The 15,157-nt window shown below is 49.7% G+C and carries 12 protein-coding genes; 7 read left to right on the top strand and 5 right to left on the bottom strand.

The genetic code is table 11. The features are described 5' to 3' along the window. Positions 1–14 precede the first annotated feature (14 nt). From ACO0LH_RS16945 to ACO0LH_RS16930, 4 genes are all read left to right on the top strand, one after another. Positions 15–1,262: an allantoate amidohydrolase gene (locus tag ACO0LH_RS16945; protein WP_422942302.1), complete on the top strand. Its 1,248-nt coding sequence runs from the start codon at positions 15–17 to the stop codon at positions 1,260–1,262. Between the two features lie 49 nt (positions 1,263–1,311). After that, a complete protein-coding gene (locus ACO0LH_RS16940; RefSeq protein ID WP_422942301.1) occupies positions 1,312–2,541 on the top strand; it encodes a M20 family metallopeptidase in 1,230 nt (409 codons plus the stop codon). 113 nt (positions 2,542–2,654) lie between these two features. Beyond that, positions 2,655–3,461 (top strand): transporter substrate-binding domain-containing protein, encoded by an 807-nt coding sequence (locus ACO0LH_RS16935; protein ID WP_422942300.1) that lies wholly within the window; start codon positions 2,655–2,657, stop codon positions 3,459–3,461. Between the two features lie 35 nt (positions 3,462–3,496). Next, on the top strand, positions 3,497–4,228 hold the full coding sequence (locus ACO0LH_RS16930; protein WP_422942299.1) for a substrate-binding periplasmic protein: 732 nt from the start codon (positions 3,497–3,499) through the stop codon (positions 4,226–4,228). Here ACO0LH_RS16930 and ACO0LH_RS16925 read toward each other — a convergent pair. Further along, positions 4,221–4,919, bottom strand: coding sequence for an ArsR/SmtB family transcription factor (locus ACO0LH_RS16925; protein ID WP_422942298.1), 699 nt, complete (start codon positions 4,917–4,919; stop codon positions 4,221–4,223). The genes ACO0LH_RS16930 and ACO0LH_RS16925 overlap by 8 nt on opposite strands. 74 nt (positions 4,920–4,993) lie before the next feature. Here ACO0LH_RS16925 and ACO0LH_RS16920 point away from each other — a divergent pair, with 74 nt between their 5' ends. Further along, the gene (locus ACO0LH_RS16920; protein WP_422942297.1) at positions 4,994–5,377 is read left to right on the top strand and encodes a RidA family protein; all 384 of its coding nucleotides are present in this window, start codon (positions 4,994–4,996) and stop codon (positions 5,375–5,377) included. Positions 5,378–5,413: 36 nt separating this feature from the next. Here ACO0LH_RS16920 and ACO0LH_RS16915 read toward each other — a convergent pair whose 3' ends face one another. Next, positions 5,414–5,869 (bottom strand): hypothetical protein, encoded by a 456-nt coding sequence (locus ACO0LH_RS16915; RefSeq protein WP_422942296.1) that lies wholly within the window; start codon positions 5,867–5,869, stop codon positions 5,414–5,416. Positions 5,870–6,049: 180 nt separating this feature from the next. Continuing rightward, the gene (locus ACO0LH_RS16910; protein WP_422942295.1) at positions 6,050–6,745 is read right to left on the bottom strand and encodes a substrate-binding periplasmic protein; all 696 of its coding nucleotides are present in this window, start codon (positions 6,743–6,745) and stop codon (positions 6,050–6,052) included. A gap of 277 nt (positions 6,746–7,022) precedes the next feature. Here ACO0LH_RS16910 and ACO0LH_RS16905 point away from each other — a divergent pair, with 277 nt between their 5' ends. Beyond that, on the top strand, positions 7,023–7,586 hold the full coding sequence (locus ACO0LH_RS16905; protein ID WP_422942294.1) for a DUF2939 domain-containing protein: 564 nt from the start codon (positions 7,023–7,025) through the stop codon (positions 7,584–7,586). 72 nt (positions 7,587–7,658) lie between these two features. Here ACO0LH_RS16905 and ACO0LH_RS16900 read toward each other — a convergent pair whose 3' ends face one another. Further along, the gene (locus tag ACO0LH_RS16900; RefSeq protein ID WP_422942293.1) at positions 7,659–8,768 is read right to left on the bottom strand and encodes a glycerophosphodiester phosphodiesterase; all 1,110 of its coding nucleotides are present in this window, start codon (positions 8,766–8,768) and stop codon (positions 7,659–7,661) included. A 9-nt stretch (positions 8,769–8,777) separates the two neighbouring features. Further along, positions 8,778–11,174, bottom strand: coding sequence for a TonB-dependent receptor (locus tag ACO0LH_RS16895; protein WP_422942292.1), 2,397 nt, complete (start codon positions 11,172–11,174; stop codon positions 8,778–8,780). 541 nt (positions 11,175–11,715) lie between these two features. Here ACO0LH_RS16895 and ACO0LH_RS16890 point away from each other — a divergent pair. After that, positions 11,716–14,655 carry a hypothetical protein gene (locus ACO0LH_RS16890; RefSeq protein WP_422942291.1) on the top strand — a complete coding sequence of 980 codons (2,940 nt, stop codon included), beginning with the start codon at positions 11,716–11,718 and terminating at the stop codon, positions 14,653–14,655. Positions 14,656–15,157: the final 502 nt, after the last annotated feature.

Here is a 15,157-nt window from a genome sequence, read left to right as displayed (position 1 = left end):
ACAAGGAGACAGACATGCTGAGCAAGATGTATTCCTATGCGGACTGTGGTGCGCAAATCATGGCCAGAGCTGATGTTTTGGCACAACACACTGAAGTACCGGGTATGCTGACCCGCACTTACCTGACCCCGGCGCACCATGCCGCCGCTGCACAACTGGCCGAGTGGATGTGCGCTGCTGGCATGCATGTACGGCGTGATATGGCAGGCAATGTGATTGGCCGCTATGAAGGTGCAAACGCCAATGCTGCGGCTTTGCTGACAGGGTCACACTTCGACACCGTACGCAATGGCGGCAAATATGACGGCAATCTGGGCATCTTGCTGCCACTGGCTTGCATACACCAATGGCATGCAGAGGGGAAACGCTTCCCGTTTGCGATTGAAGTCATCGCCTTTGCCGAAGAAGAAGGCGTACGTTTCAAGGCAACACTGCTTGGCAGCCGTGCTGCGGCCGGCAATTTTGATATGAGTGTTCTGGATAATCAGGATGAACATGGCCTGAGCATGCGCGAGGTCATGAGTGCCTGCGGCTTTCACCCGGCCGGGCTGGCAAAAGCGGCCTATGACGCAGCCAGCGTCCTCGCTTTTGTTGAGGTACATATAGAACAAGGCCCGGTTCTGTTGAATGAAAACCTGGCGCTCGGTGTCGTCACCGCTATCTCAGGCGCATCACGTTATATGGTGGAAGTAGAAGGTCTGGCCGGACATGCAGGCACCTCTCCCATGTCCATGCGGCACGATGCTGCCATGGCTGCGGCAGAACTGGGGCTGTATATAGAACAGCGTTGCCAGGGCGTACCCAGCTTGGTCGGCACAGTGGGCATTTTCAACGTGCCTAATGGTGCTGCCAATGTCGTGCCTGGCAAAGCAGTTTTTTCTATTGATATCCGGGCTGAAGAAGATGCAGTACGTCTGCAGGCAGTGGCAGATGTGCTGGCAGAAATAGACATGATTGCAGCGCGTCGCCAAGTACTTTTCCAGACACGCAAAACCCACGAGGCCAACAGCGTCCCTTGTGCGCCGCGCTTGCAGCAGCAATTGGCAGCCGCAATCCGGCATTGCCATTTGCCAGTGCGCCACTTGCCTTCCGGTGCCGGACATGACGCCATGGCGATGGCTGCCATCACTGAGGTGGCGATGCTGTTTGTGCGTTGTGGCAATGGCGGCATCAGCCACCACCCTGACGAAATCATGAGCACGGAGGACGCTGCCCTGGCAGCACAAGCCTTTGCCTGTTTTGTAGAAAATTTTCAGAAATAAGCTTCAAACAGCCAACAAGACCACCCCACTACTGTAAAGAACTGACATCATGAATAGCTACCAAGATCTCGACACCTGGATAGACGCTCACTTTGATGAGCAAGTCCAATTCCTGCAAGCGCTGATACGGGTTCCTACCGATACCCCGCCCGGTAATAACACGCCTCACGCCGAACACACGGCGACACTGTTGGAAAGCATGGGCCTGTCGGTTGAAAAACATGCTGTGCCAGACGCTGAAGTACAGGCAGCAGGTCTGCAAAGCATTACCAATTTACTGGTGCGCCGCCAATATGGCGCAGGCAAAACCATCTTGCTGAATGCCCATGGCGACGTCGTGCCACCAGGCGAAGGCTGGACCAAAAACCCTTATGGTGGCGAAATCGAAAATGGCCTGATGTTTGGTCGCGCTGCCGCGGTCAGCAAATCTGATTTCGCGACTTACACCTTCGCCGTGCGCGCTCTTGAGGCAGTTGCCAAACCGCTGGCTGGCAGCGTAGAACTGTTGTTCACCTATGACGAAGAATTTGGCGGAGAAGTCGGGCCAGCCTGGATGCTGGCACGCAAGATCATCAAACCGAACCTGATGATCGCAGCCGGTTTTTCCTACCAGGTCATCACCGCACATAATGGCTGCCTGCAAATGGAGGTAACCATCAACGGCAAGATGGCGCATGCGGCCATCCCCGATTCAGGCGTAGACGCCTTGCAGGGTGCAGTGCATGTACTTAACGCACTGTATGCACAAAACACACTTTATAAAAAGATACATTCAGAAGTCGCCGGTATCACCCATCCCTATCTGAATGTCGGCGTCATTCAGGGGGGAACGAATACCAATGTCATTCCCGGCAAGGTCATACTGAAACTGGACAGACGCATGATCCCCGAAGAAAATCCAGCTGAAGTAGAAACCACGCTGCGTCAGGTCATTGCTGATGCTGCCGCCAGCATGCCGGATATTCATGTCGACATCAAACGCCTGCTGCTATGCAAGGCCATGCAGGTATTGCCGGGCAATAAGCCTTTGGTAGATGCATTGCAAAAGCATGGAGGCATCGTTTTTGATGAAGAAATCCCCGCCTTGGGCACGCCCTTGTACACCGATGTGCGTCTGTTTTGCGAAGCAGGCATACCCGGTGTCATTTATGGTGCGGGGCCACGCACAGTATTGGAATCGCATGCCAAGCGTGCCGATGAAAGACTGAATCTCGAAGACTTGCGGCGCGCCACCAAGGTGATTGCTCGCAGTTTGAAAGACCTGCTGCAATCAACATAAATACCTGACCTGCTTGAGTCAGCGTCAGTTGTTTAGCCGCGACGCTGACATACAAAGTTTGCTTAATTCAAAGTTTGCTAATTCAAAGTTTGCTTAATTCCGAAAGCCTCTTTGTGAAACTACCTACCTTCACCGTTACCGCATTGCTGTTACAAGCGACATTCGCGGGACTTTCTTTTTCACCGGCCATAAGCCGGGCAGATACGCTGGATGATATTCAGAAACGCCATAGCATACGTATCGCTGTTCCAAAAAATACGCCGCCTTTTTCAATAGGAAACACTTACAAAACCATGGAAGGCTACGACATATCCGTCGCCAAGATGGTGGCGCTGGATTTGGGCGTTGCCGTTGAACTCGTACCAATGAGCAGTGCAGAACGCATCCCTGCCCTGCTTGAGCACAAGGTAGATCTGATCATATCCAATCTGGGCAAAACCAGTGAACGTCAAAAGCAAATCAATTTTTCGCAAGCCTATGCACCTTTCTATCTTGGTGTTTTTGGCGCACATACACTGGACGTAAAAACCCCTGCCAGTCTGGGCGGAAAAACCATTGCTGTTACCAAAGGTTCAATAGAAGATGAAGAACTGAGCAAGATCGCGCCACCATCGGCCAATATCCAGCGATTTGCCACCAGTGACGAAACCGTGAAATTTTATTTGCAAGGCAAGGCCAGTCTGCTGGTCGCTGGTAATGCCATCGTTGCGAGCTTTACCGATGAACAAGCGGCAGCCAGTCACCTGAAATTGGTATTAAAAGATTCACCTTGCTATATTGGTGTCAATAAAAATGACAACGCACTCATGACGCGTATTAACATGATGCTCAGTACGGTGAAGAAAAATGGCGTGCTTAATATTAATGCGCAGCGCTGGTTCAAGGCAGCGTTGCCAGGCAGCGTACTACAGCTTGACTAGGGATTCAGTTCTTTACACTCTTTAGAAAGGTGATCATGACAAACAAAGCTGCTTATTCCTTTTTTGCACTTGCCTGCCTGGGTTTTACACATGCCAGCCAGGCCGATGACAAAGTCATTTTGAATTACAACGTACGCCCGCCATATATTGTCGAAGAAACTGACGGCTCTGCTTCTGGCCTGACAGCGACACCGGCAGCAAATGCATTTAAAGCTGCCGGCATTGCATTTACCTGGGCCAAGATTGCGCCCAACCGTCAATTGGCAATGGTGCAGGAAAATACACAAAAAAATTGCGCCGTAGGCTGGTATAAAACCGAGGAACGTGAAGCCTTTGCCAGATTCAGCAAAGCCATCTATCGCGACAAGCCGCCTGTATTGCTGCTTAACAGCAGTTTCAAAATTAAGGACAACACCAGGCTGGAAGAAATATTAGGTATGGCTGGCATCAAGGTATTGGTCAAGGAAAAATTTTCTTATGGCCATTTCATTGATAACGCCCTGGCCAAGATCAAGCCACACACTGTGGTGTCGAATGGCACTAACACCCAGATGTTGCAATTACTTGCAGCCAAATCGGCTGACCTGATGTTTGCTGCACCAGAAGAAGCCAGTTATCTGATCGAGCAATCAGCGATGGGCAAGGATAAATTCCTTCAATTCAAACCGACAGATATGCCAGACGGTGGCGAACGCTACATCATCTGCAGTAAAAACGTCGGCGAAGAAACCATGGCTAAACTCAACAAGGTCATCAGTTTCAAATAGTCACGCCTATCTTCTTGCGAAAAGCCTGATGCCCCTTAGGCGTAATAGTGACGATGCGTGAACGTGCCGTGCGCAGGATCCAGCCATCACTGACATACAAATCCAGCAAGGCAGCGCCCAACACACCTGCCAGGTGTGGGCGGCGCTGCGTCAAATCCACGCAGCAACGTGCAAATACACGGCGGCTGTTGCTGTGCTGGCTGATATCAATGCCCAAACCGCGCAGTTTCTTCTCTCCCAGCGTATTTAGCTTGAAATCTTTTCCTTCTGCTTCCAGCCAGTTTGCCTGCAACATCGCTTCCAAAACCTTGACGGCCATTTCCCCTGCCAGATGGTCATAACAGGTTCTGGCCTGAAGAAATTGACTGGGCATGGTTTGTACGAGTGCTGGCTGGCGCGGTGTTCTGGGACGTGTAGTCGCAGCAAACGATGCCAGGCTTTCTATCAGGCTGGCCGCCTCTGCACTGGCGATGCGGAAATAACGATGGCGTCCGTGGGACTCAGACAGCAACAAGCCGCCATCTACCAGTTTGCCCAAATGAGCACTGGCAGATTGTGCTGATACATTGGCGGCAAAAGCCAGCTCACCAGCCGGACGCGTAGTGCCGTCAATCAGGGTCCACAGCATCGCCGCTCTGGCCGGGTCGGCCAATAAGTTGGCAATGCGTGGTATATCCAGTAGTGCATCCATAGTTCATCCCAGCATGAAATGTCATGCCATATTTTTGCTCATAATCAAACTTCCGTCCACCACGAAAGATGAACATGCATATCCCCCACAATATTGGTATTGCCAGCCAGATCGGCAAATACAGCGATGCAATTGAAGTGCCGCCAAATACCCGATGGCTGATCAGCGCAGGCACACCTGGCCTGATGGCTGACGGCACTTTGCCTACGGATATTACAGGGCAGGCAGAACTGGCCTGGGCGAATATCTTCCGCATACTGGAAGCTGCTGACATGGGCATCAAAGACGTGGTTAAAATTACCCACTACCTCACCAGGGAATCTGATGTCCCTGACTATGTCAAAGTACGCAGCCGTCTGATTGGCGATGCACGGCCAGCATCCATGCTGATGGTGATTCCAGCCTTGGTCAGGCCGGAATTTCTGATTGAGATAGAAATCATTGCCGCTAAAAGCTGATCTTGGAACTTGGGCAAGCAACAGGCTTGCCCCTGTTTACTTGTTGCTGCAACTGGCAATTGCTTCTATCGAGCCACTCCATGCGTTCATGTTGCCTCTATTACCCGCATTGAAAACACCGCGTAACGAGACATAGCTTTGATTTTTGCATTTGCTTGTCTCGAGCCAGTTGCGAGGGACGCTGACCCAGATGCCATTGTGCGAAATGTTATGACGGAAATCGTCTTCATGCAGATAAAGACCATTGCCTTCAAACTCCACATTCAGAAAACCACTGACCAGCACTGACTTGCCGTCATAGCGCTCAGGATTGGCAATCAGGTCAATGATAGATACGGTATAAAGCGTACAACGTCCTTCTTCAGTGACAGGGCTGCACCGCAAGTCGGCAGCCCGTTGCTCAGCAGCACCGGCAATCGCTGGCAAGGCCATCGCCATAGTGAAGGTGAGAGCAGTAACAGTTTTGATGAAACGGGATTTAAAAATCAGCATATTGACCTTATCACAAGTATATTTGCAATCTATTAATATACCTGATCATTGCCGAAATGCAAATTTATTTATATTCTGCCATTTACGCAATACAATCAAAGAATGCGATAAATTGTTTTTCCGGATGAATTAGACAAACCTCTTTGCTGATATGGCTGGGCAGGCGCGAGAAAAACAGATTCATCGTTCAAATTTCATCTGCATGGCTTCCTGCTCGAACTTCCTGGTCAGCGCATCCAGTTCACCAGATTTGATCATGTCGCTGATGGTTTTTGATAATGGCTGGGCAAGGCTGGCTCTTTTCACATTCAGATAGTGATAGAGCGGCGAACGCGCCAGCTCTTTCAGCAACAAAACATTTTTTTCGCTGGCCCGGTTAAGTACATTTGTTGCGTTCAATTTGGTGTCTATGGCGATGTCAAAGCGCCCTGCCCGCAGCATGGAAAATAAAGAATCTGAATCATTCGCGTATTCTATGGATGACGCCCCTCTGGCCAGTTTCTCTGTTGACTTGATACCACGGACAACGCCCAGGCGGTATTGTTTCAAGTCATCCATCGTATGAAGGACTATGGGCCGTAGCGAGTAGGCGGCAACAGCTACCGAATAGTAGGCAGGGGTCACCATTTTCAAATGGGAATTGGTTTCAGCATATTCTTCTATGCGACCCACTTCTCCATCAACCTCACTATCACTGGATTTACGGCTTGCCCGTATCGATGGAAATCCCTCTATCTGTGCGACAATATTGTTGCGTTTATAGATTTCTGTAATCAGTTTGCCGGCGACATATTGCTCAACCCGTTTTCCAACGCGCGCCAGATTTATTTCCTCAATCTGGGCAAAAACAGGCGCTGCGCAGAGAATCGCAAGCATCATCAACGCACTTCGCGTTTTGAGAATTCTCATCGCTATCGCCTCAGAAATGGTGACAACTTGAGCATAACCGATTCATTCGGCAATTGGATAAAGTCTGCAATCCAATTGACCGCAATTTACAAAGTTATACCTTTGCTTTATATTTACACAGTCCTTCCTGCACTGATTGTCAGCAGGTAGCCATGCGGTCAAAAATTGCTGGTTACTTCAGAAAACCCCGACAATTAAAATTTTTGATAGAATCTTTGATAATTCTTTTATCAGACCGGATTCAATGAAAACCTCTATCAAAATACTGGCCATCGCCTTGCCAGTGGGTTTAGCAGCCGCATTCTACGGCCTACCCTATTTAACCATACACAATTTGCGGGCAGCAGCAGAGCGCAATGATGTCGAAGATGTCGCGCAGTATATAGACAAGACTGAACTAAAGAAAAACCTGGAGCTGTCGCTCACGCCATCTTTAAACACGGTTGAAAGCACATTTAATCTGGCAGACAGCTTGCTGGATAAAGAAATCAAGAAATCGAAAGACCAGGCGGTGGATTTTGCATCCGCCCAAATGAAGGCTGTCTATCAAACCCTGATTAGCGCCATGGCTGACGTGATTACATCGCCAAAAGGCATGGACGTGATTTTAAAAGGTGGCAAGGTCAAGACCGACAATGGTGTGGTCCAGCATATCCCATCAACATCTGGCGTGAATACCGACATCTCCTATGTCGGCTTCAACAAATTCACAGTGAAAATATCTGACAAAAATTCTACTGAAGAACCCGGTGTTTTAACGTTCAAGCGCTACGGTCTGTGGGACTGGAAACTGGTCAACGTCAACTGACACGTCTCCGCAAAGACTAAAAAGCCAGCATGATAGAAATTCATGCTGGCTTTTTTACGTCGTCAATGAAAATTATCCTGCGATAGCCTTACGGCCCAGAGCGGAGTCATCAGAGAAAAAACCATCGATACCAGCGGCGATATAGTGCTGTATTTCTGCAATGGAGCCTTTTTCATTTCTGGCATCATCCCCTTTCCCGTCACGAAAATCAGCGGCCAAAAACCGGTTTTCTGGCCTGAACGTCCAGGTATGCACCAGCAAACCAGCCTCATGTGCATCAGCGATGAGCGTGGTTGTCTGCCCCAGCTTGCCATCCGCTAACAAGGGGATCAAGGCTCTCGTCGGTGGTGCGACAACATCGGCATAAGTGGCCATATCACGCAAACCCTGTTTGCTGCACATCTTGCCAAATGTCAGGTCACCGCCCGCAGCAACGACATCAGCCGGGCGGATATCGCCGCGTTCAACCAATTGCATGAGGCGGATATTCTTTTGCTTGCCCAGCACACTGCGGACATATTTCAGGTTAGCCACTTCAAAAGACTGTATCTCCAATGGGCAGCGGCGCGTATATTCATGATCAGCAATGCTTTTAAGAAAGCGGTCTTCCAGAGGCAGACCTATGCTCTTGAAATAAGTTGAATGCTTTAATTCAGGCACCAGGCCTATCACCTGCCCGGTCGTTGCCGCATGGGCTGCTGCAAAGTCGATGATTTCATCCCAGGTCAGCACCTGGAACTGTCCATCGAATTGCGTATTTTGTGGACGCACTTTAGGCAAGCGCTCTATGGCCCGCAGGGTTTTCAATTCAGCCAGTGTGAAATCTTCCACAAACCAGCCATCTTGCGCTCTGCCATCAATCGTTTTCTTGGTATGCTTGGCCGCGAATTCAGGGCGACTGGCAACATCCGTGGTTTCACTTAAAAATGCCTCATGCCTTGCCACCAGTACGCCATCTTTGGTAATGACCAGATCGGGCTCGATATAATCTGCGCCATCAGCAATCGCCTTGGCATAGGACGCCAGAGTATGTTCGGGGCGCAAGGCAGATGCCCCACGATGGGCAAACAACTCTACCTTGCGCTTGTCTGCGGCAAAAGCGGTACTGGCCATTTGCGCACCGTACAACAGTGCCGCACCTGCAACAGCATTTTTTAAAAATTCACGCCTGTCTTTGCTCATGTTCATTCCTTAGAAACTGGCGCCAAAAGTCACAAATACCTGACGTGGCGCAATCGGAAAAGTGTTGTATGTCCCGCTTGCCGCCCCTACCACGACGACTGATGCGCCAGAGACCTGATTCAGGTTGGTGATGTTCATACGCACTTTGGCATTTTTCAAAAAGCCTTTTGGTTCCAGCGGGATTTTTGCTGATAGGCCCAGGTTCAGCATGAAATAGCTGTCCACCGACAAATCATTGGTATAAGTCGCATAGCGCTTGCCGACATAATCGCCTGTCAATTGCGCTTCGAAATCACCAAATGTCGCCGTTGCCACGAATTTATTCATCCACTCTGGGCTGCCTGGCACGCGCTTGCCCGATGTGGCAACCAGGGCTTTGCCATTGCTGTAGTCGTCAGCATACACTGAACGATTGTAGGACAAGGCATTATAGAAGCTGAAATTTTTACCAAAATACACGGTGCCGGCGATATCAATACCATCGGTGCTGACACTGCCAACGTTGGCCAGCACGGGATTACCGCCGACGATGGATGAGATCACAGGTGTCGGGCTGATCTGCAACAGTCGGTTGCTGAAGTCGACATGGTAGATATTGACTTGACCATCAATCTTGTTCATCAAGCCGATATCAAGATTGCGCTTGCCACGCCAGCCCGCCTCATACGTCACAGAGGTTTCAGGCTGCGCCGTATTCTTGAACAAATCAAAAGCTGACTGACTGGCCAGGCTCCATGGCGATGCGCCGCCACCGCCATAGGTAACAAACTGGCGCAGGTTTTTCTGCGCATTGACAAACACCTGGTCACGCGGGCTGACATCCCATAACAAACCCAGTTGCGGCAGGAACCATTTTTTGGTGTCAATCTCACCTATTGGCAGCGCCAGCGAGCCGCCAGAAATTGCGCCCGGCAAAGGCTGTACAGGGAAATCACCTTTGGCGTATTGCAGGCTGGATTTGAAACCGGCCAGCACCGCGATGTCTGGACGTACACGCCATTCATCCTGCAAATACAACTGAACGACATTATTGCGAATCTCGCTACCGTATTGCGTAATCAGCGGCTTCGAAGGCCGGTCATACGGCGAACTTGGGTTGTTGACATCCAGCGCATACCAGCGGCGATAGGCCGATGACTCGTTATGCTCCCACCAGCCACCAAGTTCTATCTGGTGATTGCCATAGCTGGTACGCAAATTCGACAACCAGCCTGAACGATGGATATCATATTCAGTCGTACGGGTCGCATAGCCAGAATTGCCAAATATCTGACGCAGATTCTGGTTGGGGAAATACACACTGAACAGCGCTGGCAAGCCTGCTGCGCTGATAGGGCCAGCCACCACGCCCACACCATCATCACGATGAAAATAAAGCTGGTTAGACCAGGTCGTATCAGCATTCAGGTTCCATTCATATTTGGCATAGGTCAGGATATCCTTGCGCTGTGCATCGCTGTAGAAATTCCTGTAATTGGAACCATCAGCAACGGGGGTAGCACCAGTCGACGACAAATAATTTAAGGCAGCAGGAAAATCTGGGTAAAAGAATGGGCGGGTATATGGCGCACTGGTTTCACCAGTCACATGCACTGTACTGTCTTCATTCGGCTCGGTCTTGTCGTTGTAATTGAAAAACAGCGTGAGCTTGCCTGCTGGCTGGGTATTGATGAATTTGGCGTTCAATTGCTTGCCGCCCTGCTTGCCGTCAAAATCCCAGGCACGCGCATCTTGTCGCATGATTGAAACATAGGCAGCATTGCCATCACCAAAATTGCCCGTATCAAAGCGGGCAAAAGTACGTGACGTGCGATAGCTGCCAAAAGTTTGCTCCAGGCTGGTTCTCTGGATGGCCAGCGGGTCGCTGGAAAATACTTCTATGGTGCCGCCGAGATTGCTGGTTGACGCAGTGGCCAGGTTACCTGCGCCTGAAGACAAAATAACGTTCCTGACGTTTTCACTGATGACTGCGCGCTGCGGCGACAAGCCATTATAGTTACCATAATTCTGATCACCCAGGGGAACACCATCCATGGTGTAACCCAGTTGCTGACCATTGAAACCGTGTACGAACAAGCTCAGGTTCTGCTCATTATTACCCCATGGGTCTGCGGTTGCAAATGTCACGCCGGGTAGGGTTTGCAAACCCTTGACCGGATTCGTGCCAGGTAAAATCTTTTGCAGTTCGGCACCGCGCAAAGAGACAGCTGAACGCGTAGTCTGGGAAGAAATTTCTACCGTTGCGATGCCAGCCTCGCTTTTTTCATTTTTATTATTGTCTTCTTTCGCGGTCACAGTCTGTGCATGTGCAGCGTGAGAAAACGCCATCAAGCAAGCGGCAGAAATGGCGAGCAAGGGAAAAGATTTTTGTAAAGCGGCGTGCTTTTTCGAGTTGGCAGATTTCATGAAATTCTCTAAATAAAAAGACGGGAGTCAGCATCACCTGCTGCAATCAGCGTGACCATCCATGCCCCAGGCAATGCACCATTGCGGGGATGTCGAACAGGAAGCCTGATTGAAATAAGCGATGCGATTGCTTAAGAAAACCGCCGAAGTGTAGTGAGGTTTTATGACCTTGCAGTGACAGCAATTATTTGGGGTGACTTGAGATGACATACGAAGCTGTCGGCAAGCTTTACGCACTGAAGAATGATTAACAGGTGCTATTTATCCACAACACGTCGAAACATGTCGATAATTCATTTGCATAAAACAGCATGCGAGATTGAACGCAATGCCATACTTGCCTGCATAAGAAATTGTATTTTCAATAATTTAAGTCAACCATTTATCCATTAATTCTTGTTGGAAAAATAATAGAATGCCAACTTAAATTGCGCTGATACGCATTTGCCGTCATTAGTATGCTTTCTCGCCTGCAATACACTCGCATTTTCAGCCGACATCGCTGACAATGCGTTTTACGAAATTGAAGCTGGGGCTTTAGATGGATCTTGTTTTGAGCGTGGGCGCGACGCTTATTGTCATACTTTTGCTATTGCAAGTGCTGATGCTGGCAATAGGCACAAATCGCTTGCTAAAATTGCAGTTATGGGCACCGCACAAGACTGCCTGCAAACGTACCAGCATGAGTGAACTGCTGCCTGTGCTGGATGTAGCCCGGGCCGAGCTTGAACAAGCCGGATTTCGCTACATGCATAGCTGGCGGGAAAGATCGATGATTGTCAGCGATGACATGCCTGCCAATCTATACGACGTGTATTACCACATCGGGCAAGATATCCACGCCGAGGTGTTTCCGGCCGAACTGTCAACTTCAGCCCAGGTATATACGGTTTATTTGTGGAATACCTATATCGATGGTACTGCGCTGCTGACGGTCAATCGGCTGATGCATGCGCTGGTGCCTTATCCTGGACGCATCAGGGTCGTCGACAGCAATTGCTCTGACCTTGCCGGACAACTGGCTACCCATTTACAAGTGCGTGAAGCAATTACCGTACAACGTACAGACCCTGCCGAAGCGCCAGAAATTGCGCAAAACATTGTTGACCGCTGGCTGGTCAGACTTGAGCGGGAAGGACAAGTTTATCAACGCGGACAACGTGATGAAGAGCCTGTCTACGGCTTTCGTTTTTTACCAGCGTTGAGAATGAGCTGGCGTATGCGCATGGCAAGCTGGCGTCTGAAGAAAAAGACGGCACCTGCCAGCATCACGCTGAATCCTGAACTGGACAAAGCTAGCCTGGCGCGTGACCGGCATGCCTTTGTCAGGACGCTGTGTGCCCTGCGTTCCTTGCTGGCGCCGCGCTGGTATCAATATACCAGTTTTGCCTTGTCCGCCCTGGTGTTTCTGGGACTGGGCGCGTGGTGGTGGGGCGTAACCGGTGCATTGACAGTCGGCGCAGTGATCGCCCTGCATGAAGGCGGCCACTGGCTGGCGATGAAACTGGCCGGCTTTCGAGATGTGCAGGTATTTTTTGTGCCAGGCATGGGCGGTATCACCAGCGGCGAAAAACATGAAGCCAGCCCCATGACACATATGATGGTGTATCTTGCCGGGCCCATGCCAGGCTTGTTGCTGTCACTGGCAGCATTGGGGGCGATCGCTTTTGCGCCCGGCATTTTGCAGGCCGAATGGTCGCCTTATCTGATGACGGCAGTGCTGGCTTCGTTTTTGATCAACGGCTTTAATCTCTTGCCAGTTTTGCCGCTTGATGGCGGACGTGTCATTGAATTGATGATTGTCGGCCGGTTGCCATGGCTGCGCTTTATTTTTTCTATCGCCAGTGGTGCTTTATTGCTGGCTTCAGGCATCAATAATGGCGACACCATTTTGCGCGGTATTGGCATCCTCATGCTGATCGGGTCTATGCATCATTTCCGTGTTGCCAGGGCATCTGCGCTGTTGATCAAACAAAAACACGCCATGCCATCGGAAAGCCTGGGCTTCTCCGCGGCGGCCAGTGATCTGTATGATTTTCTGAGGCAGCCCCATTTTAACAAATGGGCATACACGACCAAGCTCAGCATAGGTCAGACCCTGCTACCCCGTTACCTCGGACGTCTGCCAGGATGGAAAGAAAGCGCCGCCGGCATCACGATCTATCTGGCCTGCATCCTTTTGCCCTTGATGATACTGGGCGGTTTGCTATGGACTTCCCCCAACGCGATGCTAAGTGTTGCGGGACAGGGCTTTTCAACATTCATGGCGGTGAATGACCAGGACAAACTACCAAAAACTGGTAAGGATTATGGCAATGACAGTACCCGTCAATGGGAAGAAGAATTAAAAATACAAAGACAGGCACGTGCAGAAAAAGTCGCTGCCGCACAGGGACTTGATCGGGCCGAGATCATTAAAGCGGCGATTGATGAAAGCGCAGAATCAGACCCGGAAGATGCGTTGCGTCTGGCCAGAATTTACTATGCAGAGAACAATAATTCTGTGCAATCCACCTACGCGCATGCTGATGCAGCATACGAACTGGCGAGTGCCTTGCGTAACTGGTCAGATCAGGAAGATCAGGAAGGCGCCAGGAAAAATGATGTCGAAGCTGGCAATTATTTGCAGGAAGCAAAAGCGATTTTGAGGGCACGCTTACATGCTAACAGTGACAGGAAAGATGCGCGTTTGCTTGCACAAGTATTGCAAGCAAGAGATATAGATGCAGACAGCCCCGCACAACTAGGCTTGAAACAAGAGATAGTCAGCTTATTTGCCGCCGACAAAACCAAAGATGACGCGCAATTGCTGCAGGCGCATCAAATGCTGGCCCACAGTTTTTATCGCTCAGGCAAAAATGATGAAGCAGAACACGAATTAAAAACCGCCGAATCAGATTATGAGTGCGCCCAAAAATTGGATGAGAACTACTTGTGTAATTCTTTAAAAACGGACCAGGCATGGTTACTGGTAAGTAGAAAAAAATTGGATGATGCGGCAAAAATGATAGGTCCGTTTTTAACCATGGCATCAAATGAGCATACTGGCATCGGCATTGAAAGAGACGAGGCGCATCGCATCAGATGGACTATCGCAACGCTGCAAAAAGATTTCAAGACTGCCAAACAGGAAGCGCTGGCCATTAAGAATGCACGCACACCATCATCAGGCAACTGGCTGCTTGATGTATTCATCAAGCGCACACAGCCAGCCGGTAATTTTCAAGCAGACCTGATGTTGATCCATAGTTATCGCGCTCTTGGTGAGCAGGAAGCCGCCGACAATCTCGTCGAGAAACTAAGTAACAACGTGAGCAAAACACGCGCTAATCCCGCCGCCCCGGCCAGAGCAACAGGTGAGTTGTTTTGCAGAACCCATTTGCTTACCAACAGTTGGAAAAATCAGTTTCAGCAAGCAATGCTGGAAACAGAACAGCGCGAATTGAAATGCCGCCCGGTACCACGCGTAGCGCTGCAATAAACTGACGCTGCTGCAATGATCAAAGCTTTACACAAACCGGAAGCGTATGCATTTTATATACGCTTCCGGCCATATCAATTAGCTAATTTCGTCCTGCCTGCAAGCGATCTGCATGCAGATGCCCTCCCCCGCCAACACAAACTCAGCGAATCGTTCGTTATTGCCTATCGACACAATTGCAATGCAAAAACCGCAATAAAAGTAACGCACTGGCAACATTACAACACTATTAAGAATAATATTTTATAAATGTTAAAAATCTATAAATATTATTAAGATTAATACGTGTTGTTGCGACAATTGTAGGTAATTGCAGACTTCTGTCGCCTTTTATTTAATATATTTGTAGTATATTTCAATTCAGGTTTTGCGAATAAGCTTAGGCAAAAAATGTTTGCTGAATGCAATACCGCAGGATTTGAAGCGAGCCACCACCCTATTTTTATGTGGCGGCAAATAATCAAATGGCATCGGGGGCAGCCAGTAGCTGACTATCCCAAAC

Origin of the sequence: Undibacterium sp. TJN19 (assembly GCF_049339485.1) — a bacterium.
GTDB lineage: Bacteria > Pseudomonadota > Gammaproteobacteria > Burkholderiales > Burkholderiaceae_D > Undibacterium.
This window is presented reverse-complemented; position numbering and strand designations above follow the sequence as displayed.